We start from the raw sequence: 20,903 nt of genomic DNA, 5'->3' as shown, positions 1-20,903 counted from the left end.
CTGCTTTCAGGCAACCCAGCAACCAAACCGCGGCGTTGTTGCCCAAATCGATGTGGTTTGCTGAGGTGACGGTTCTCTGCTCCCCCCTTCACGTCATCATTCATGGGCAAGGCGCGTCACCTCATCACTCACTGTCCACAATACCTGTATGTGAGCGAGATAAACAAACTGAACACCCTTGGTCTACCTGTAAGAAAATCCCAAGTACGACTGCAACCCAAGGCTGGGGCAGTGTTGTCTTGATGACTAATTCTGGAAACCACGTCTGTCAGATATAACAAAAATCACTATTAAAATATAAAATCAATATAAAAACCGCTGCCTCACCTGATAATCAGAAATGCCGAGCCGGGTATCTTCCTCAAAAATTAATTGATTATTTTGTTATTGTAATGGCTCGCCACTTAATTTTTTTTGCTTTTTATTTGCAGCCATCGCTTATCGTTCAATACAACACGGACGATAAAAAACCTCATTATAAAAACAAAAAGATCAATAACAAAAGTCACGCGACCTTTTCAATTAATCACATTTCCCGCTTCATTGAAATACCTACCACAAATGAGATTTTATTTCTTTGAAGTGTCTCAAAACATCAAAAAAAGCCCATTTTGAATCCCACTTTTTCTCTGTATAGATTTCATCCGCACCCAGGAAGGTGCGATTCATATGGAGTTGAAAAATAATGAAGCAAACATCGTTAGCACTGGCAATCACAGCACTGCTGTCGACGCTGCCCAGCGCATTCGTTCAGGCAGATCCAAATTGCCAGCCACTCACGGGTAGAGAAAGTGATATCGATATCGGCCGCAACAGCAGCGAACGCTGCCTGCCGGGCGATAATCCCCTGCAGGATCAGCAGTGGCACCTCCTCAACACCGGTCAGGATGCCTTCAGCAAACGCGGTGGTAAGTCAGGCAACGACCTCAACCTCTGGTGGGCCCATCGTACCGGCATACTGGGCCAGGGTATCAATGTGGCGGTAGTGGATGATGGGCTGGCTATCCACCACCCAAATCTTAAGGAAAATATTCGCGAGGGCTCATATAACTTTGTGGACGGCTCCAACGATCCCACCCCAACCTATTGGAAGGATGCGCACGGCACTTCTGTCGGTGGTATCATTGCTTCCGCCGATAATGGGATAGGCACCTTGGGCATTGCGCCAAAGGCAAGACTACAAGGTTACAACTACCTTGCGGTACAGACGCAAGATACTTTTCTTAAATCCCATGGTGTTGATAAATATCCCAGCCATGATAACCGTATCTTCAACCAAAGCTATGGTCTTAGCCTTTTATATCCAACATCCATCAACTTGGCCCCTTCGCCCAACGACTCAAATGCGATGCATATGCTACAACGCGAAGAGTTGTTAGAGCGAAACACCCTCCAGGGGAAGGCAGCCTATATCAAGGCAGCCGGAAACGGCTTCAGACAAATAAAAGTGAGGGGATATACTTACTACCGTAATGACCCTAAGCCCACACTGCCATTTGAAAATAGTAACTTAGACTCATCCAATACCAACTTCTGGAATCTGGTGGTCAGTGCCATCAATGCAGACGGCAAGCGCTCCTCCTACTCCAGTGTCGGCAGCAATGTGTTTATCAGCGCCCCGGGTGGTGAATACGGTACCGACTCCCCCGCTATAGTCACGACGGATCTGCCTGGTTGCGATATGGGCTACAACAGTGTTTTGTGGCCAAGCCCTAATCGGTTACATCAAAATGACAAGCTGGATAAAGAGTGCAACTACAACGGTAGGATGAACGGCACCTCCGCCGCCACCCCCAACACCTCGGGGGCCATGGCCCTGCTGATGTCCGCCTACCCGGACCTGTCAGTACGGGATCTGCGCGATCTGCTGGCTCGCAGCGCTACCCGGATCGATGCCGATCAGCAGCCAGTGATGGTCAGCTATACCACCAACAGCGGCAGAGAGCGGCAAGTCAAAGGGCTGGAGGGATGGGAGCGCAACGCTGCTGGCATGTGGTTTAGCCCTACCTACGGTTTTGGTCTGATCGATGTCAATAAAGCACTCAAGATGGCAGCAAACCATATTCCACTGCCCCCGCTGGTACAATTGCCATGGCAGAAGACCTACGTCCACGAAGAGGAAGCAGAGATACCCGATGTGGGCGCCCAACCAACCAGCTCGACCACGAATATTGCAGCCCCTTTGCAGGTGGAAGCGGTGCAAGTCATGGTTAATCTGGAGCACCAGCGACTATCCGATCTGCTGATTGAACTGGTCTCCCCCTCTGGTACCCGCAGCATACTGCTCAACCCCTTCAACAGTCTGATCGGGCAATCACTTGATATGAAAACGCTGGGCTTTACAAACACCAAAGGGTTGAACGACATGCGTTTGCTCAGCAACAAGTTTTACGGAGAGCAGGCTCAGGGAGAGTGGAGATTGGAAGTCACTGATGTATCTAACTCGGCACATCAGGTAGGGCGGTTTGTTAAAACCTCCGCTCTACCTCTCCTCAATCTGGTTGAGTTTAACAACCGTAAACCGGGAAAATTGCTCAATTGGTCTTTACGGGTCCTGGGTCACGACGAAAACGGCAACTAACAAGCTAGGAGTATTACCATGAAAAAACCTGTTACCTTGCTGCTGGCAACCCTGTTGCTCCCTCTCTCCGGAGCACTGTGCGCCGCAGAGTCCGTGACCATGGATGGCGAGCAGTACAAGACGATCGAGGTGAACGGCAAGACTTACCTCACACCCGACAATGGCCGCCAGAATCGGGTCGCTCGAAGCGGGGACAGTGTGGATGGCAACATCCCGGCGCAGCCCCTGCACCGCGGCGATGTGCTGCTAGAGGGGGCCGCCAGCCCCGAACTGACTGTTAGCGGCACCCTGCTGGTAAAGGCTGACGATGCCAAGGCCCACGCTCTGGCAACTAGCCATGGCTTGCGCTTCAACCAGAGCAGTGGCGGTATTGCCTTGCTGGAGGCCAAGCCGGGCACCGATCTCAACGCCATCGCTCAGCAGCTCAAGCAGCAAGGGATAATTGTAGAGATCGAGCTGACTGGCGACCTGATGCAGCCCAAGTGAGATATTATCGATATCACTGTCGTCATGGGTGAGGCCAAACAAGCCAACCTCAGATGGCCAGCCTGGTGATACGCAGATACGAAAAAGCCCAAGCGATTGAATCGCTTGGGCTTTCTCTTAATATGGCGGAGGAGGTGGGATTTGAACCCACGGATGGTCGCCCATCGCCGGTTTTCAAGACCGGTGCATTCAGCCGCTCTGCCACCCCTCCGAACGGCGTGCATACTACGTCAATGGCCCGTTCATATGCAATACATATTTCCTGTGGGATAGTGTGCGGGAGCAAAATGGCAGGTGGCTTGAAATTGTTCCTCGTCATCCCTATTTGTTCTACATACAATGCCTATTACATGCAGTAACAAACAGCGATCACGAGGCGGCCGCTCGCCGTCTCACCCGGACCTCAAGAGGACACCAAAGATGGATACCCGTTCTATCTACACTGGCACCCAAAGTGCCGTACGCGACACCAACAAGGTGCTGCGTAACACCTATATGCTGCTCTCCCTCACTCTGGGCTTCTCTGCCGTGGTGGCAGGGGTCGCTACCGTGATGAACATGCCGCCGCTGCACTGGGCCGTGTTCCTGATCGGCGTCTACGGTCTGATGTTCCTGACTCAGAAAAATCAGAATAACGGCATGGGGCTGGTCTTCACCTTCGCCCTGACCGGTCTGCTGGGCTATAGCCTGGGCCCCATCATCAACATGTATATGAACAATGGTGGTGGCGAGATCGTGATGACCGCCCTTGGCGGCACCGCGCTCACCTTCTTCGGTCTGTCGGCTTATGCCCTGACCACCAAGCGTGACCTCTCCTTCATCGGCGGCATGCTGTTCGTCGGTTTCTGGGTACTGCTGGTGGCCATGGTGGCCAACATCTTCCTGCAGATGAGCGCCCTGAGCCTGGCTCTGTCCGCCATGTTCATGCTGTTCTCCTCCGGTGCCATCCTGCTGACTACCCAGCAGATCGTGCGCGGCGGCGAGACCAACTACATCTCTGCCACCGTCACCCTGTATGTCTCCATCTACAACATCTTCCTGAGCTTGCTGAGCCTGCTTGGCGGCAACCGCAACTAATCAGAAACCCCGCTTCGGCGGGGTTTTTATTGGCGCTGTTTTTTGTCACGATAAGTTGTAAATCAAGGATATGAAGCGAAGTGGCCCTGATTTGGATCAGGGCCACTTCGCGCTTGGCGGGTTACTATCTCGCTCTCGTTTCGATCAAGGGTTTCACCTGTCTCATGCCGATGGATCTCTCTGGCCTGCTGCGCCGACTGCTGACCGATAGTCACATCTACTTCGCACTCAAGGTGCTGCTGGCCATTCTCGGTCTGCTCGCCTTCACCCTGGTCACCGGCAATATCCAGCTCACCGTACTGCTCTCCCTCGGGGTGGTGGCGGGCGCCATCGCCGAGACCGACGACAGCCTGTGGGGGCGGCTCAAAAACCTCGCCATGACGCTCATCTGCTTCATGTTTGCGTCCCTGTGCGTGCAGTATCTCTACCCCACCCCCTGGTTATTTGCCATCGGGCTGGCCAGCTCCACCTTTATCTTCGTGATGGTAGGGGCACTCGGTGCCCGCTACGCCACCATCAGCTTCGGCTCGCTGCTGATCGCCATCTACACCATGCTGGGAGCCGCCAAGGCGCCGGATCTCTTCTACCAACCGCTGGCGCTCGGGGCTGGCGCCCTCTGGTACGGGCTGGTCTCTTTCATCTGGCTCTGGCTGCTGCCCTACAAAACCCTGCACGAGCAGCTGGCCCAGAGCTACTTCGCCCTTGGTCGCTACCTGCTGGAAAAGTCCCGCTTCTTCCCGGCGGACGAGCACGGCGCCCAGGCCATTCGCCACAATCTGGCCCAGCTCAATATCAATCTGGTGAGCGCGCTGACCCTCACCAAGTCGGCCCTCAACGCCCGTCTGAGCCGCCGCCATCCGGCCAGCCCCGAGCTTGCCAGTCTGCTGCGTCTCTACCTGCTGGCGCTGGAAATTCACGAGCGCGCCACCTCCAGCCACTACCCCTACAGCCGACTGGAAGCGGAGCTCAAGCAGGGCATCGTGCTGGAAGGATTTCAGGAGGTGTTCCTGCAGCTCTCCGAGGCGTGCCAGCGGCTCGGTTACGCCATTCTGGTGCACAAGCCCTACGCCCATAACAAGCGCATCCACTGGACGCTGGAGGCCCTCGGCGATCAGCTGGAGTTCACCCACCTCAAGCAGCACTACCCGAAAACCCTGCTGACGCCGATGAAGTTCCTGCGCCGCAATCTGGCCAGCATCAACCAGCTGCTGGGTAGCGCCGAGGGGCTGCAAAACCCCGAGCAGGCGCCGCAAAACCTGCCCGCGCTGGCCCGCCCACCCCGCTTGCCGCTGCTGACCCAGCTCAAGCAGCACCTCACCTTGCACTCCATGGTGTTTCGCCATGCGCTGCGCTTATCACTCGGACTGGTGATTGGCTACGGCATACTGCAAGCCTTTGATCTGGAAAAGGGTTACTGGATTTTGCTGACCGTGCTGTTTGTCTGCCAACCCAGCTACAGCGCCACCCGCCGCCGACTGGTACAGCGGATGCTCGGCACCTTTGTCGGGATACTGGTCGGCATTCCGGTGCTCTGGCTCTTCCCCGAGCTGCACGTCCAGCTGGTGGTGATGGGGCTGGCTGGCTTCCTCTTCTTCACCCAGGTGCGCAACAACTACAGCGCCGCGGTCTGCTTTATCACCCTCTATGTGCTGATGGCGTTCAACCTGCTCGATGGCATCGGCTTTGCCATTCTGGGGCCGCGGCTGCTCGATACCCTGCTCGGCTGCCTCATCTCCTACGGACTGGTGGCCTGGCTCTGGCCGGACTGGCAGTACAAGCGGCTGCCGACCCTGATCGCCAACTCCCTGTCAGCCAACGCCCGCTACCTCTCGGCGGTACTGGGCAGCCTCACCCAGCAGCGGGATGAGTCCATCGACTATCGGGTGGCGCGCAAGAGCGCCCATCTGGCCGACAGCGAGCTGGCCACCGCCTGGCAGAGCATGCTGGTGGAGCCGCAAAAGCGTCGCCGCTTCCTCGATCTCTGCTTTACCCTCACCTGGCGCAACCACGCCCTGCTCTCCTACATCTCGGCGCTGGGAGCCCATCGCGACAAGCTGGAGGCGGTGAACGGGCTGGATGAGCTGCGCCACCATATCTGCCACACCCTGGAGCAGGCCGCCGGTCATCTGGCGGGCAACCCCTCCAGCTCCCTCGGCAGCAAGAACCTGCTGATCACCCCCGATGATGACCAGGAGAGCAGCGAGGAGCAGCTGATGCTGACCCAGCAGCTCAACCTCATCAGCGAGCTGGCGGATCAGTTGCTGCATCTGGCCAACGAGAGCCGGTTGCTCACCGGGGATCAAGGCGCTACCATGCCCGCCCAATCCTGATAGCCCCATTAGCGAGGAGCCCCATGTCTGCGTCCGAAAAACATCAGCTGGAATTCAACGGCCAACTCATCGAGACCGATGCCAAGGGCTACCTGCTCAACAGCAACGACTGGAGCGAGGAGCTGGCGCTGGTGCTGGCTGCGCAGGAGGGGATCGAGCTGGAGGAGCCGCACTGGGAAGTGGTGCGCTTTGTGCGCGCCTTCTATCTGGAGTTCAACACCTCCCCCGCCATCCGCGCGCTGGTCAAGGCGATGGAGAAACAGTACGGCCCCGAGAAGGGCAACAGCCGCTACCTCTACAAGCTGTTCCCGGAAGGGCCCGCCAAGCAGGCGACCAAGATTGGCGGCCTGCCCAAGCCGGTGAAATGTATCTGATCCCGTAAAACGGGGGCCGCAACTGCGGCCCCCGTTGTGTTTGGTGCGCTACCTTCGCGCACCTCCCATTCATATATCTCAGGCTTCCAGCCAGCCTTATTCCCGCTTGTCAGCCAGCGCCACCAACTGCTCCGCCAGCCGGTGACCGTGCAGGTAGGAGGCGATCAGCTCGCTATCAGCCTTGCCGATCTCAATCTGCTGATACCAGTGCTCCAGCATGGCAGCAAAGCCGCGCTGGGCCAGCACCGGCTGCCAGTCGTTGGGGGCGAGCGTCTGCACCTGCTTGTCGCGGGCGATGATGCCGCGGGTGCAGTTCTCAAGGTGCAGGGAGAGATTGTCGCCGTAGGCATCGATGCGCTCCTCGGTGATCCCGGCGCTGCGGTTCATGCTGCCGCTGATGGCGCGATCCCCGCTCTGCCAGCTGACGCTCACCCCGGCCAGCAAGCGCTTGCCCTGGGCACTTGGCCGCAGCACCGCCTGAAAATCCCCCTGTGGCGCGCCGCCATAGAAGCAGAGGCTATCGAGCACGTGAATAAAGTCGTCGAACAGAAAATCCCGCGCCTGCCCCGGCAGGGCGAAGCGATGCTTCTGCCAGTTGAGTTCGGTGAGCGGCTGGGCACGGGCGGCATCCATGGCGGGCAGATAGCGGCGGTTGAAGCCGACAAACAGCGCACAATCCTGCGCCATGGCGAGGTTGGCAAGCTCCTCGGCCTCGGCCAGTGTGTCGCACAGCGGCTTGTCGACAAAAGTGGGGATCCCTGCGCGCAGGCACTGCTCGGCCAGCTCGCGATGCACCGCGGTGGCAGCGTGGATCATCACGGCATCGGGGCGACTTGCCAGCAGGGCTGCCACATCGGTAAAGCTCTCGGCGACCCGATACTGGCGGGCCAGCTTCTCCAACACCGATGGACTCCGGGTGCAGAGCAGCGGCGTTACCCGCTCATTGCTCGTCAGCAGCGGCAGATAGGCTTTCTGGGCGATATCCCCCAGACCAATCATGGCAATGCGCATCTCAACTCCTTTTCACTCGATAACGGGATAAGCGGATAACTGCCCGCACCATCGCAGGATTTCCCCCGCAGATCCAGCCTGCCGTTACCGCGCAGGCTGGCGGCAGCCTTTCTCTGCAAGCGGCGACTTTATCTGGGCGTAAGGGCGCTGACCGACTTAATCACCTCGGCCAGCCACTCGATGGCCAGATTTCCCTGGCTTTTCCGGTGTCTGCCGACCACCACCTCGAACTGCTGCGGCGCCCCGGCCATCGCTACGGTGCGAAAATCCCCGAGGGCGGCGATGGCCGACGGAATGCAGGCCGCCACGTCATTGACCGACATAAAGGCTTGCAGCGAGGTGTAACAGGGGAGCGTCGCCACCGCCGAGCGGGCAACCTGCTGCGGGCTCATCTGCCCTTCAAAATTGCCGACGCTGTTGGCGAACTGCACAAAGGGGATGGCCGCCATATCCTGCGGCTGGGCGCTGTCCGGAAGATATCGGGAGTCCTGGCGCAGCACGCAGCAGTAGTGGTCCCGGCGCAGGGTGGCGCGCAGCAACCCCGGGTCGATATAGGCATCAAAGCCAATCACCAGATCCGTCTCGCCGCTGGCCAGCGCATCAAGATGCAGCTCGGCCTGAAAATCCACCGCATCGAGCCGGATGGAGGGCGCCTGACGTCGCAGGGCACTCGCCAGCCTTGGAATAATGGCAAGCTGGGCATACTCGTTGGCCATCACCTTGAAGGTGCGCTCGCTGCTGGCAGGATTGAAGGGGGCAGCCACAAAGACCCCGTCGATATCGGCCAGGATCTGCTCGAACTTGTCAGCCAGCTCGCAGGCGTAATCGGTCGGCTGCAACCCGGCGCTCTGGCGGATAAACAGCTCGGCGGGAAAGAGATCGCGCAGCTTTTTCAGATGGCTGCTCACCCCCTGCTGGGAGATCTCCAGCAGCTCGGCCACCCGCGACACACTCTTGTATCTGACCAGCAGCACCAGCACCCGCATCTGCCTGATATCGATCTTCTCCACCCTCACCTCACCAATTTCAGTTGTATCACATACAAATCACCCATGATTTACATTGTATCAGTGGCTCTCTAACCTTGCAGCTCTTCCAGCAAAGCGAGGTTAACGATGAAAACTGTCATTCTGATTGGTGCTCAGGGAAAAATGGGGCAAGCCGCCCTCAGCGGTCTGGGCAAGCACAAAGTGATTACCGCCAGCCGCTCCGGCAAGGGGTGTGATTTTCAGGTGGATATCACCAGCAGAGAGTCTATCGAGCGGCTCTACCAAAACGTCGGTTCCTTCGATGCGGTGGTCAATACCGCTGGCTATTGCGAATACGCCCCCTTTGGCGAGATGAGCGACGAACAGTGGCAAACCACCATCCAGAGCAAGTTGATGGGACAGATCAATCTGGTCAATGTCGGCCTCAACTACATCAATCAGGGGGGCTCCTTCACCCTGATCTCCGGCATCCTCAATATCAAGCCGATCCCGCTGGCGATTGCCGATGCCACCACCAGCGGCGCCATCGATACCTTTGTCCAGTGCGTGGCCCACGAGCTGCCCCGCGGCATCCGCATCAATGTGGTCAACCCGACCGTACTGGAAGAGGCGTGGGACGTATATGGCGAGATGATGCCGGGCTTCCAGCCGGTGCCGGGCGCCCTGGTCGGCAAAGCGTTTGAGCGCTCCGTCGATGGCTTTATTAGCGGCCAGGTGCTCTATGTCGATGCCTGATCTTTTTCAGGTCTGACCCACTGCCTTTGTAATACCTTGTCGATGATTTTCCTCTTCCCCGAAAGCGCCTGCTCTCGGGGCTTTTTATATGGCGGGCGCCGGAGCGGCGACAGATTGTGATTTCATTTCAAACGCGGGTCACAGTCACAGCGGCCTCGTTTGGCTTACTATGGCGCTCTTATCTCTATGGCAAAGCATGGGGATCGTCTATTTCAGGCGATTCGCCGGGATTGATTGCTGCTGTCTGAAGCCATCACTGCAACCATGCAACCATATTTGGCAACAGCCATTTATGGGCGGCGGCAATGATTGCCAGTGCGCTTGCCACGCTTATAAATCGCGTTATTTATGGATATATAACGATGAAATCATCAATTACAGTGTCAGCCCTGTCTCCCTATATATTCGCAATATTGTCAATTGGGCTGCTATCCCTCGGATACACTGCCATTCCTATTTATCTCGGTCTGGCCATGATTATCTACCCCGTGCTGGTCGCTATGCTGGCGACCGTGTGGGAAAAAGAGGGACTGGTCTATCGCGAATCGACCCTGGTCGAAGTGGATGTCAATGTGCGCGGGAACATCGTAACGGAGCAGAGACGACATCTGGAGAACCTCTATTTTGTCTCGCCACAACTGATGCAGACAAAACTCACCACCCTCGCCCGCCTCAAACTGCTGCTCTGCGGCACCACGTTTGCCGGGTCGCTTTATGAACTCGCCCTGCAAGCCGAGGCACAATTTGCCCTGCCCGCCGTCAATCTGATGGATATCAATCTGCTGGATACCAATCTGCTGGATATATCCGGCCTGATGATCGGCCTTGGTGGCGCGCTGTTTCTCGGCCACTGTACGAGAAAAAGCCTCTCCCTCTATGGAGCCTGTCGCCATAAAAGCTATCTGGTGCAGTGTCATGACGAACGCGGCGTCCAGCTCTATAGCGCTGCCATGTCTGCCAAGGCGGCAAACCTGCAAGTGACCCATACCCGTATGTTCGATGCCATATTAGCGTGGTATTGAAGAAGGCACTCAGGCGGCCAAGGGGATAACCGAGCGCGGCAAGGTAGCCGCACACAACAGGCACAGCCGCGCAGACACAGCACAAGCAGGAGCAGGAGCAGGAGCATTCAGGAGTATTGCCATGATGATATTCAGCGTCTTTGGCCGACTGGTCGGCGTAAAACGGGAGGGTGAGCAGTGGCTGCTGTTTAACGTCAGCCTGCCCGAGCGCAAATACTCGCGCATCCGCGATGTGATTATTCCCGACTTTCTGACCGAGGATGAGATCCCGCGCTGGCTTGACGATATCTATCACGAAGCCGCCAGCGCCGCCCATCCCGATGTGGTGCGTATCGAATAACTCGCCCGCTTGCTGCCTTGTAGGCCATGCCATGGTTCAGATCGGCGGGGCGGCTTTCCCCTCCCCGCCCCTGTTGCCCTGCCCTCACCGCCCCTTGATTGTTCCAGCTGCGCAACAGACATTCAGTTATGCGTTGCACCAGTAAAACACTCTGAGGGGTTCCAGCACCCGGCCATGGCCGCAAGATGGCCAGCAACCAACGCCCGATCACCGTCCGGTTGGCAGCAAGGTCGCAGAGCAAGAAGAGTTTGATAGGGGTAAAAAAACGAGACGTTTCTGATAGTTACATCACTTTAAGTCTCGCGTAGACAGTTTCATTTGGCTTATCATGGCCATTCAGAACCCGTTGCTCTGCGATGGACTACTGCCAGCGCGGGTCAAGGGAGCATATTGGAAGCTGTAATCCACGGGCGGTAGCATTACCCATTGCTCAAAATGGTGGGTGTCCCTGATTTCTCCTTCCAATCAAGAAATATTACCGTGCTGGTCGCTTGGCACCATTTCCTTTGGCCGCAGGCTTGCTGCTCTGAGCCGCGGGTTTGGCAGAACCGGCGCGGGTCGGCACCTTGCCCTTATGGGCGGGCTTGCCAGTCGGTTTGACCTTACCTGCACTTGCGCGGCGGGCTTGCCGTTCCCTTTACCCAGCTTGAGCTCGGAGCCCAGCGGCTTGTCATCAAAACGGTGGGAATCCCTGATCTATTTTCTTTTGAGACCGCTCATCCCTGCCAGCACAGAGTCGTCTCGTCATCAGATGGAACAACCATTCGTAATCGATCGACAGAGTGATTTGGTGCAGAAAAATGATAAATTTCTGATGATAACCTCCATTCACGCTCACTGAAGCAGCTCCGTTTGAATTACAATGGCCATCCAGAACCTATGGAGCTGCGTTGGATTACTGCCAGCGCGGGGCAAGGTGCATATTGGAAGCTGTAATCCACGGGTGGTAGCGTGAGATTTGATGACATTACGCTTCAAACAGAAAGGTGGGTGTACCAGATTCCTCATTAATAAACCAAAGAGGATAGTTAATATGAATTATGTAGCTAAATTAGTTACGAGAAAACACTTGTTTTTACTACCGGCAATATTTACCTTTGGCTGTGCTCAAATGTTTCCAGCTCGCTCTGTAGAACTTAGTCCAGGTCATTATCAAGTAGAAACTTCAGGAAATATATTTGCCTCCACAAAATCGATGATAGATAAAGTCGATGAAAAAGCAGCATCATTATGCGGGCACTCTGGATTTAAATACATTGATGATAACAAGATGGATACATACACCTCTCCTGCATACTACAAAGGCGTAGACATAAGCATGCCCTACAATGTATTAACCCGAGAAATCGTCTGTAAATAAACTATCGTCAACAGAAATAAAGAGGCGACCATCCGGTCGCCTTTTTATTTTCTATCGCTTTCCAATCAGCAAACTCACCGAGCCGGTCGCTTGGCACCATTCCCTTTGGCCGCAGGCTTGCTGCCCTGAGCAGCGGGTTTGGCACCCGGCTTGGAGGAGCCAGCACGGGTCGGGGTTTTACCCTTGTGGGCGGGTTTACCGGTCGGTTTACTCTTACCTGCACTCTGACCTGCGCCCTGACCTGTACCTTGCGAAACGGGCTTGCCATTACCCGCCCCTTTCTGCAGCTGGGAACCCACCGGCTTGCCGCCCGTTGCCTTGTTACCTGTGCCATTACCACCATTGCCACGCTGGTGACTGATGTTGCTATGGCGAGTCAGGGCCGGTTTCATGCCCTTGCCGCTGGCGGCACGCTCGTTTCTACCCTCTGGCGGTACCAGACAGCCGGGGCCGTTGCCAATCAGGTGGCCCTTGCCCATGGCAAGCAGGGCTTCGCGGATCATCGGCCAACCGGCTGGGTCATGGTAGCGCAGCAGCGCCTTGTGCAGGCGGCGACGGCGCTCACCCTTGACCACGAACACATCGCCACCGGTGCGGCTCACCTTGTTGAGCGGGTTTTTCTCCGTGTAATACATGGTGGTGGCGTTGGCGAGCGGCGACGGGTAGAAGTTCTGCACCTGATCGAGCTTGAAGCGGTTCTCTTTCACCCACAGCGCCATATTCACCATGTCTTCATCGGTGGTGCCCGGGTGGGCGGAGATGAAGTAGGGGATCAGGTACTGCTGCTTGCCCGCCTCTTTCGAGTATTTGTCGAACAGCTCCTTGAACTGGTAGTAGCTGCCCATGCCCGGCTTCATCATCTTGGAGAGCGGGCCCTCCTCGGTGTGTTCCGGCGCAATCTTGAGGTAGCCGCCGACGTGATACTTGGCCAGCTCCTTGATATAGCGCGGATCTTCTACCGCGATGTCGTAACGCACGCCGGAGGCGATGAGGATCTTCTTGATCCCCTTGAGGTCGCGCGCCTTGCGATAGAGGTTGATGGTCGGGCTGTGGTCGGTGTCCATGTGCGGGCAGATGGTGGGCCAGACACAGGAGGCGCGACGGCAGGTCTGCTCGGCCTTGGGGCTCTTGCAGCGTAAGCGGTACATGTTGGCGGTGGGGCCGCCGAGATCCGAGATGACGCCGGTAAAGCCCGGCACCTTGTCGCGGATATCTTCGATTTCTTTGAGGATCGACTCTTCCGAGCGGCTCTGGATGATGCGCCCTTCGTGCTCGGTGATGGAGCAGAAGGAGCAGCCGCCAAAGCAGCCGCGCATGATGTTGACCGAGGTCTTGATCATCTCGAACGCCGGGATCTTCTCGTTGCCATAGGCCGGGTGCGGCACCCGCTGGTAGGGCAGGCCGAATACGCCATCCATCTCGTCGGTTTCCAGCGGGAAGGCAGGCGGGTTGACCCAGATGATGCGATCGCCGTGGGCCTGCGACAGGGCGCGGGCGCAGCCGGGGTTGGTTTCGTGGTGCAGAATGCGCGAGGCGTGGGCGTAGAGCACCTTGTCCTCTTTCACCCGCTCGAACGCTGGCAGCTTCACATAGGTTTTTTCCCACGGCTTGGGCTTTGGCGGCTGCACCAGCACCGGCTGGGCGGCTTGGGCGGCCGGAGCCGCTTCGGTGGCGTCGTCCGAGCATGGGGCCCCTTCCATATAGGGGTTCATGATGGGATCGATGCGGCCAATCTGGTCGAGCTTGCTTGAATCCACCCCTTTCCAGCCCGGCAGCGGCTCCTTGCGGATCACGGCGGTGCCGCGAATGTCCTGCATGGTGTCGATGCTCTCCCCCGCCGCGATGCGGTGGGCCACCTCGATAAGCGGCCGCTCGGCGTTGCCGTAAATCAGGATATCGGCCTTGGCATCGAGCAGGATGGAGCGGCGGATGGTCTCGGACCAGTAGTCATAGTGGGCGATGCGGCGAAGCGACGCCTCGATGCCACCGATCAGCACCGGCACCTCTTTGAACGCCTCTTTGCAGCGCTGGGTATAGACCAGGGTGGCGCGATCCGGCCGCTTGCCGCCCACATCCCCCGGGGTGTAGGCGTCGTCGTGGCGCAGCTTTTTATCGGAGGTGTAGCGGTTGATCATGGAGTCCATGTTGCCCGCGGTGACCCCGAAGAAGAGGTTCGGTTTGCCCAGGCGCATAAAGTCATCCTTCGATGACCAGTCCGGCTGGGCGATGATGCCGACCCGAAAGCCCTGGGATTCCAGCATGCGGCCAATCACCGCCATGCCGAAGCTCGGGTGATCCACATAGGCATCACCCGTCACCAGAATGACATCGCAGCTGTCCCAACCCAGCTTGTCCATCTCTTTGCGGGACATGGGCAGGAAGGGCGCCGTGCCGTAGCACTCGGCCCAATAGCGGGGATAGGAGAAAAGGTTGGGTACCGGCTGCATTTTGAACACCTGGAAAAATTCGGGTCGCGCATTATACCGGTTGCGGCCAAGGGGAGCGATGGCTTTTTGTCCCTATAGATCCCGCGGAATAAGCCAGCGCCAGTAATAGCAAGGGCGCCCGCAGGCGCCCTTGTGATGATGAAGGCTGACAACTGGCCCCGCTTGGGCTCAGGTCAGGATTGAGGCCAAGGCGCTGATCAGAGCGCCGGAGGGTGCGACTCCCCTGCCCCCTTGGCGGCCAGTGCCTCGTCTACCTGTTGATCCCGCGCGCCGGTCATGCCGGCGTGGCGCGCCAGCAGATGGTAGATGGCGGGCACCACCAGCAGAGTGACAAGGGTCGCCAGCGACAACCCGAAGAACACCACAGTCCCCACCGCCATCCGGCTCTCGTAACCCGCCCCCATGGAGAGCATCAGCGGCACCGCGCCGATAATGGCGGTCAGCGAGGTCATCAGGATCGGGCGCAGGCGGCGCACCGAACCTGCGATGATCGCCTCTTCGAACCCTTCCCCGCGCTGGCGCAGCTGGTTGATGAACTCGACGATGAGGATGCCGTTCTTGGTCACCATGCCGATCAGCATGATCATGCCGATCTGGCTGTAGATGCTCATCTCCTGCCCCGTCAGCCAGAGGCCGAGCAGGCCGCCGAAGATGCCGAGCGGCACCGTCATCATCACCACGGTCGGGGTGAGGGTGCTCTCGAACTGGGCCACCAGCACCAGATAGACCACCAGCAGGGCGAGGCCAAAGACCATCGCCATCTCCCCCTGATTGTCGCGGTAATCCTTGGAGTCACCGGCGTAATCCACCGTCATGCCGGTGGGCAGGTTGGCGTTGGCCCAGCCATCGAGAAAATCGAGGGCCTCACCCAGTGTGTGATCCGGGTGCACGTCGGCGGTCAGGGTAATCGCCTTCTGCCGCTGGTAGTGGTTGAGGCGGTTGGCGGTCGCTACCTGCTTGACGGTCGCCAGGGTCGAGAGACTGACCATCTCGCCGTTGGCGGCCTTCAGGTAGATGCGGCCGAGATCCGAGATACCGTTGAACTCGGTCTGGTTGCCGCGCAGGTAGACGTCATACTCCTCGCCTCTGTCCACATAGGTGGTCTTGCTCGTCCCGCCCAGCAGGGTCTGCAACGTGCTGGCGACGGTGGAGACCGGAATGCCGAGCTGGCTGGCGCTGTCGCGATTGATGGTCACCTGCAGCTCGGGGGTCTTCTCGGCATAGTCGAGATCCGGGCTCAGCATCAGGCCGCTGCCCTGCGCCGCCTGTTGCAGCGCCAACCCTTGCTGGTAGAGCTCGGCATAGTCGTTGCCCTGCAGCACGAACTGCACCGGCGCGGTGGAGCCGCCCCGGAAACCGGGCTGGAAGGTGCGGATCATCACATCGGGAATGCCGGAGAGCTTGGCACCCAGCGAGCGGGAGAAGTCGGTGGCAGTGACGTCGCGCTCGGCCCAGTCAGTGAGCTGGATGATCACCATACCGGTCTGATCGCCGCCACGGCCAAAGGCGGGAGTACTGAAGCTCAGCGCCTGCACCACCCCTTTGCCGAGCATCGGCATGATGGCGGACTCCACCTGCTGCATATTGCGCTTCATCCGCTCGATGCTGGTCCCCTCTGCCCCCTTGACGAAGACATAGATGACACCGCGATCCTCGGTCGGGGTGAGGCTGGTCGGCAGTTGGGTAAACAGGGCACCGATGCCGCCCAGACAGAGCAGCAGCACCAGCGGCACCCAGCGGGAGCGACGCAGCACCCACGCCAGCAGGTGGCGATAGTGCCCCTCCAGCCAGCCGAGCCCACGATCGAGCCCGGCGGTCAGCCGATTCGGCTTATCGAGCGGGCGCATCAGCCAGGAGCCCATGGCCGGGGTGAGGGTCAACGCCACCAGCGAAGAGCAGAGCACCGCCAGCGATAGCAGGATCGCAAACTCGGTAAAGAGCCGCCCCACCATGCCATCCATAAAGGCGATGGGGACGAACACCATCACCAGCACGGCGGTGGTGGCGATGACCGCAAAGCCCACCTCGCGGGTGCCGTGCCAGGCGGCCAGCAGCGGCGGTTCGCCCCGCTGCAGATGGTGGTGGATGTTCTCCACCACCACGATGGCGTCATCCACCACCAAGCCGATGGCGAGAATAAGGGCAAGCAGGGTGATGAGGTTGATGGAAAAGCCGAAATACCAGGCGCCGATAAAGGCGGAGATAAGCGATACCGGCACCGTGATGGCCGGAATGAGCGTGGTGCGCCCCTGCCCGAGGAACAGATAGAGCACCGCCACCACCAGCACGGCGCAGATGGCCAGGGTCTCGTACACCTCGTCGATGGCCTGCTTGATAAAGATGGTGGAGTCGTAATCCACCTCGAGCTTGGCCCCCTCCGGCAGGAAGCGCTGCATCTCGCCGAGCTTCTTCTCGATCCCCTGCGCCACCGCCAGCGGGTTGGCGGTGGACTGGGCGACGATACCGATACCCAGACTCTCTTTGCCGTTGCGCTGGTAGGCACTGTCTTCATTCTTGGCCCCTACCTCCACGTCAGCAATATCGGCCAGATAGACGCTCTGGCCGTTGGCGGCCGTGCGGATCTGCAACTGCTGGAAATCCTCCGCGGTGTGGTAGAGACGGGCGATCTGCACCGCCATGGTCATGCTGTTGTTGCGGATCTCGCCACCCGGCAGCTCGATGTTCTCCCGCTTGAGGGCATCCTGCACGTCGCTCACCGTGATGCCACGGGCTGCCATGTCGGCGGGCCGCAGCCGCACATACATCACCTGGGTCAGGTCACCGGAGAGCTCCACTTCGCTCACCCCGTCCACCAGACTCAGGGGGTCGACCAATACGCGGTTGGCATAGTCGGTCATGGCGGTACGGTCCATCTGGCTGCTGCTGAAATTGAGCCAGATCGCCACGTCGCCGCTGCCGCTGTCCTTGGTGACCAGCGGGTCGTCGGCATCCTCCGGCAGCTTGCGCTTGGCGCGGGTCAGGGCATCGCGCACATCGGAGACCCCCTCCACCATGTTCCAGCCAAGCTTGAACTCGACGGTGATCATCGAGCGCCCCTTGCGGGTCATGGAGTTGATGTTCTTGATGCCGCTGATGCCGGAGAGCTGATCCTCGATGGGCTTGGTGACCTGACTCTCCATCACCGAGGGGGCTGCCCCCTCATACGTGGTGGTAATGGAGACCGACGGGGTCTGCACATCGGGCATCTCCCGCACCGTCAGTTTGCTGAAGGCGACCAGACCAAACACGGTGAGCAGGGCGCTGAGCACCACCGCCACCAGCGGGCGGCGTACTGAAATATCGGAGAGCCACATCAGCCGTTCACCTCGGCCAGATCGCGCACCTGCACGCCATCACGCAGATTGACCAGCCCCTCGACCACGATGCGATCGCCGACTTTTAGCCCCTCGGTGACCCAGACGGTCTCCCCTTCGGTCTCGCCGAGTACCACCGGCACCCGCTTGACCCGGCCATCGGCCTCGAGACGGTAAACGAAGCGCTGCTCACCGGCGTACTCTACCGACTGGGCGGGGATCAGGGTGAGCTGCTGGGCAGGCAATGCCAGCTCGACATTGAGCAGCATGCCCGGACGCAGCTGGCCGTTGGAGTTGGGGAGCATCACCCGCGCCTTGATGTTCTGGGTCTCGTCGGAGACGCGACTATCGAGGGTGGTGAGGGTGCCGCTGAAGTGCTGATCCGGCCAGGCAGTGCTGGTGGCAGTGACCGTCATGCCCGGCCGCAGCAGGGAGAGGTAGCGCTCCGGCACGGCCAGATCGAGGCGCAGTTTGTCGATCTCGTCCAGATGCAGCAGGGTATCGCCACTGTTGACCAACGCCCCTTCGCTGAGATCAATCAGGCTCACGGTCCCGGCAAAGGGTGCCCGCAAGGTCCGCAGGGAGAGCTCATAGCGAGCCGCATCGAGCCGCGCCTGCACCTGTGCCACCATGGCCTCCTGCCCATCCAGCAGAGACTGGGTGACGGCGCCACGAGCGACCAGCTTGCGCATCTCGTCGAGCTTGCGATTCTCATCGCGCAGGCTGGCACTCTGCTCGGCCAGCGCAGCCTGCTGCTTGCCGGTATCCAGTGCAATCAGGGTATCGCCCTTGTTGACCTGCTGACCCGACTGCACCGCAATCTTGACGATGCGGCCGGTCACTTCGGGGCTGATCACCACCGAGTTGTTGGCAACCAGCTTGCCCACCAGCTTGAGGGTCGGCTCGGCCAGACTCTGCTTGACGGTTTGGGTACGGATATTGACCTGTCTGGCCGGGGCTTTGGCGGCGGGTTCGCTGTGACGCAGCGTCCAGACGCCCGCAGCCACAATAAGAAGAAGGCCCAAGCCGAGCCAGATACGCATTTTCATCGAACAGTCCATGAAGAGTGAGAGGGTAAATCCAGATTGGGGCCATTTTAGCCCCAGACTATGCCGTGACTATGTATAAATGTGACAAAACGTAACAGGAGCGGGACAAGCTCACCGGGTTTTGTGTAGTTCAGTTTGTTTTCACGCCACTTCGCATACACTAACCACACTTTTCTTCACAAACACAGATCTCTGCCTATGCCGATGATGTCCGACCGAACCACCTTCTCACGCCTGACCCTGTTGCTGCTGGCACTGGTCATCCTGCTGGTTGGTCTGACCCTGCGGCAAAGCCTGAAACAGATAGAACGCCTCTATCAGAGCGATACCCTCAACAGCGCCATCTACCTGCGGGATCAGTTCAAGCAGACCGAAGTATTTCTGGAGGCGATGCGCGGTCAGGCCGAGGAGCGGCTACGCAGTGACCCTCAATCGGCGCTGACCCGCCAGCTCTACCGCCATATTCAGCAGTTGCCGGAGCAGGGGCTGGCCCTCGACCAGCTGCCCGCCCAGCTGCCTGCGGGACTGGCAGGCAACCTCACCGGCGCAGGCCCGTTGCCGCCAGCGGGCAGCGAGCGTGAAGCGCACATTCATCTGGCCCTGAGCCTCTCCCCCTTGCTGGCCACCGCCAGCCAGCGCCTTGGCAACGAGATCGCCTGGGTCTACTTCACCGGCATCGAGAACTTTATCTACCTCTATCCCTGGCAACCCTCCAGCCGGTTTCGCTTCTACCCCTCCATCTACCGGAAGAGCTTCTGGCAAGATGCGTTGGCGGCCACCAACCCGGACAAGCGAACCATTCTCTCCCGCCCTTATGAGGACTTTATCGGGCTCGGCCCCATGGTCACCATGTCCCAACCCCTCTATAAGGACGGCACGCTGGTGGGGATGATCAGCATGGATGTGCTGCTCGCCCGCCTGCAGCAACAACTCGACAAGCTGACCCCGGCACTGGGGGAGTACCTGCTGCTCAATCAGTACCATCAGGTGCTGGCCAGCAGTGCACAGCAGCCCGTGCTGCCGCAAAACTCCGAGCCAACCGGCGAATATCAATGGCGACAAGGGGCATTGCAGCTGACCATGGCGATCCCCGATACCCCGTTGCGACTGGTGCACAGCGTCACCCTGCTGCCGCTGGTGTGGGCCATGCTCTGCCAGTCCGCCCCGACCCTGCTCGCCATCCTCTTTATGCTGCTGGCGGCCCTCTCCAACCTGAGATCTCACCGCCTCAATCAGCGGCTCAACTACCTCTCTTGCCACGATGCCCTCACCGGCGCCTTCAACCGCCACTATCTGGTGCAACTGGAGCAGCGCGGCACCGAGCTGGCACAGTTGCGACCGGGGATCCTGATGTTCGATGCGGATCACTTCAAACGGGTCAACGACAACTTCGGCCATGCCGTGGGCGATATGGTGCTGATCCGGCTGGTGCAGATCTGCCAGCAGCAGCTTGGGCGCTCGGATCGTCTGGTCCGCTGGGGGGGCGAGGAGTTTCTGCTGCTGATTGGCCACAGTGACGCCGCGCAACTTGGCGAACTGGCAGAGCGGCTGAGAAAGGCGGTGGCGGATCACGACTGGGCCGCCATCGAGCCCGAGCTGGTGGTCACCATCAGCCTCGGCTATCTCCCCCACCAGGAGAACCTTCCCCTGCACGAAGCAGTGCGCCGCGCCGATGTGGCGCTCTATCAGGCCAAGACCAACGGGCGCAACCGCAGCGAAAGATGGCAGGGTGACGCCTCCTGACTCTCGGAGTAAGCTGAGCCCTCAACCCCTTTTTGGAGGACAGTC

Annotated in this window: 15 protein-coding genes, 1 tRNA gene and 1 pseudogene; 10 read left to right on the top strand and 7 right to left on the bottom strand. The window is 58.9% G+C overall.

The window, feature by feature from the left end:
• Positions 1–685 precede the first annotated feature (685 nt).
• Complete coding sequence (asp, locus tag LD28_RS0100940) at positions 686–2,581, top strand: serine protease Asp (protein WP_033135162.1); 1,896 nt, start codon at positions 686–688, stop codon at positions 2,579–2,581.
• 18 nt (positions 2,582–2,599) lie between these two features.
• A complete protein-coding gene (locus tag LD28_RS0100935) occupies positions 2,600–3,067 on the top strand; it encodes a serine protease chaperone (protein WP_033135161.1) in 468 nt (155 codons plus the stop codon).
• 123 nt (positions 3,068–3,190) lie between these two features.
• On the opposite strand, the gene LD28_RS0100930 is transcribed toward LD28_RS0100935, so the two are convergent.
• Positions 3,191–3,278 (bottom strand) — tRNA-Ser (locus tag LD28_RS0100930).
• Between the two features lie 209 nt (positions 3,279–3,487).
• Between LD28_RS0100930 and LD28_RS0100925 the strand changes: the two genes are divergently transcribed.
• The 3 genes from LD28_RS0100925 to LD28_RS0100915 all read left to right on the top strand — a co-directional run bounded on the left by LD28_RS0100925 (position 3,488) and on the right by LD28_RS0100915 (position 6,848).
• Positions 3,488–4,144 (top strand): Bax inhibitor-1/YccA family protein, encoded by a 657-nt coding sequence (locus tag LD28_RS0100925; protein ID WP_033135160.1) that lies wholly within the window; start codon positions 3,488–3,490, stop codon positions 4,142–4,144.
• Positions 4,145–4,308: 164 nt separating this feature from the next.
• On the top strand, positions 4,309–6,474 hold the full coding sequence (yccS, locus tag LD28_RS0100920; RefSeq protein WP_033135222.1) for a YccS family putative transporter: 2,166 nt from the start codon (positions 4,309–4,311) through the stop codon (positions 6,472–6,474).
• 23 nt (positions 6,475–6,497) lie between these two features.
• Positions 6,498–6,848: a TusE/DsrC/DsvC family sulfur relay protein gene (locus LD28_RS0100915; RefSeq protein WP_005347582.1), complete on the top strand. Its 351-nt coding sequence runs from the start codon at positions 6,498–6,500 to the stop codon at positions 6,846–6,848.
• 96 nt (positions 6,849–6,944) lie between these two features.
• Here the strand turns inward: LD28_RS0100915 and LD28_RS0100910 are convergent, their stop codons facing one another.
• The gene (locus LD28_RS0100910; RefSeq protein ID WP_033135159.1) at positions 6,945–7,859 is read right to left on the bottom strand and encodes a Gfo/Idh/MocA family protein; all 915 of its coding nucleotides are present in this window, start codon (positions 7,857–7,859) and stop codon (positions 6,945–6,947) included.
• 128 nt (positions 7,860–7,987) lie between these two features.
• The gene (locus LD28_RS0100905; RefSeq protein WP_033135158.1) at positions 7,988–8,869 is read right to left on the bottom strand and encodes a LysR family transcriptional regulator; all 882 of its coding nucleotides are present in this window, start codon (positions 8,867–8,869) and stop codon (positions 7,988–7,990) included.
• Positions 8,870–8,974: 105 nt separating this feature from the next.
• On the opposite strand from LD28_RS0100905, the gene LD28_RS0100900 reads away from it, so the two are divergent.
• From LD28_RS0100900 to LD28_RS0100890, 3 genes are all read left to right on the top strand, one after another.
• Positions 8,975–9,583 (top strand): short chain dehydrogenase, encoded by a 609-nt coding sequence (locus LD28_RS0100900; RefSeq protein WP_033135157.1) that lies wholly within the window; start codon positions 8,975–8,977, stop codon positions 9,581–9,583.
• Between the two features lie 473 nt (positions 9,584–10,056).
• On the top strand, positions 10,057–10,605 hold the full coding sequence (locus LD28_RS0100895; RefSeq protein ID WP_241462246.1) for a hypothetical protein: 549 nt from the start codon (positions 10,057–10,059) through the stop codon (positions 10,603–10,605).
• A gap of 121 nt (positions 10,606–10,726) precedes the next feature.
• Entirely contained in the window at positions 10,727–10,945 is a 219-nt protein-coding gene (locus tag LD28_RS0100890; protein ID WP_033135155.1) for a DUF7661 family protein, read from the top strand.
• 475 nt (positions 10,946–11,420) lie between these two features.
• On the opposite strand, the pseudogene LD28_RS23995 reads toward LD28_RS0100890, so the two are convergent.
• A pseudogene (locus LD28_RS23995) lies at positions 11,421–11,614 on the bottom strand (hypothetical protein); the annotation flags it as partial.
• A 364-nt stretch (positions 11,615–11,978) separates the two neighbouring features.
• Here LD28_RS23995 and LD28_RS22785 point away from each other — a divergent pair.
• Positions 11,979–12,305: a hypothetical protein gene (locus LD28_RS22785; protein WP_156120064.1), complete on the top strand. Its 327-nt coding sequence runs from the start codon at positions 11,979–11,981 to the stop codon at positions 12,303–12,305.
• Between the two features lie 74 nt (positions 12,306–12,379).
• On the opposite strand, the gene LD28_RS0100885 is transcribed toward LD28_RS22785, so the two are convergent.
• From LD28_RS0100885 to LD28_RS0100875, 3 genes are all read right to left on the bottom strand, one after another.
• Positions 12,380–14,752 carry a YgiQ family radical SAM protein gene (locus LD28_RS0100885; RefSeq protein WP_033135154.1) on the bottom strand — a complete coding sequence of 791 codons (2,373 nt, stop codon included), beginning with the start codon at positions 14,750–14,752 and terminating at the stop codon, positions 12,380–12,382.
• 197 nt (positions 14,753–14,949) lie between these two features.
• Complete coding sequence (locus LD28_RS0100880) at positions 14,950–18,066, bottom strand: efflux RND transporter permease subunit (RefSeq protein WP_033135153.1); 3,117 nt, start codon at positions 18,064–18,066, stop codon at positions 14,950–14,952.
• Entirely contained in the window at positions 18,066–19,115 is a 1,050-nt protein-coding gene (locus LD28_RS0100875; RefSeq protein WP_033135152.1) for an efflux RND transporter periplasmic adaptor subunit, read from the bottom strand. Before LD28_RS0100875 ends, LD28_RS0100880 begins: the two co-directional genes overlap by 1 nt.
• 198 nt (positions 19,116–19,313) lie before the next feature.
• Here LD28_RS0100875 and LD28_RS0100870 point away from each other — a divergent pair, with 198 nt between their 5' ends.
• On the top strand, positions 19,314–20,858 hold the full coding sequence (locus LD28_RS0100870; protein ID WP_033135151.1) for a sensor domain-containing diguanylate cyclase: 1,545 nt from the start codon (positions 19,314–19,316) through the stop codon (positions 20,856–20,858).
• Positions 20,859–20,903: the final 45 nt, after the last annotated feature.

It is taken from the genome of Aeromonas finlandensis (genome assembly GCF_000764645.1).
Taxonomy (GTDB): Bacteria; Pseudomonadota; Gammaproteobacteria; order Enterobacterales; family Aeromonadaceae; genus Aeromonas; species Aeromonas finlandensis.
This window is presented reverse-complemented; position numbering and strand designations above follow the sequence as displayed.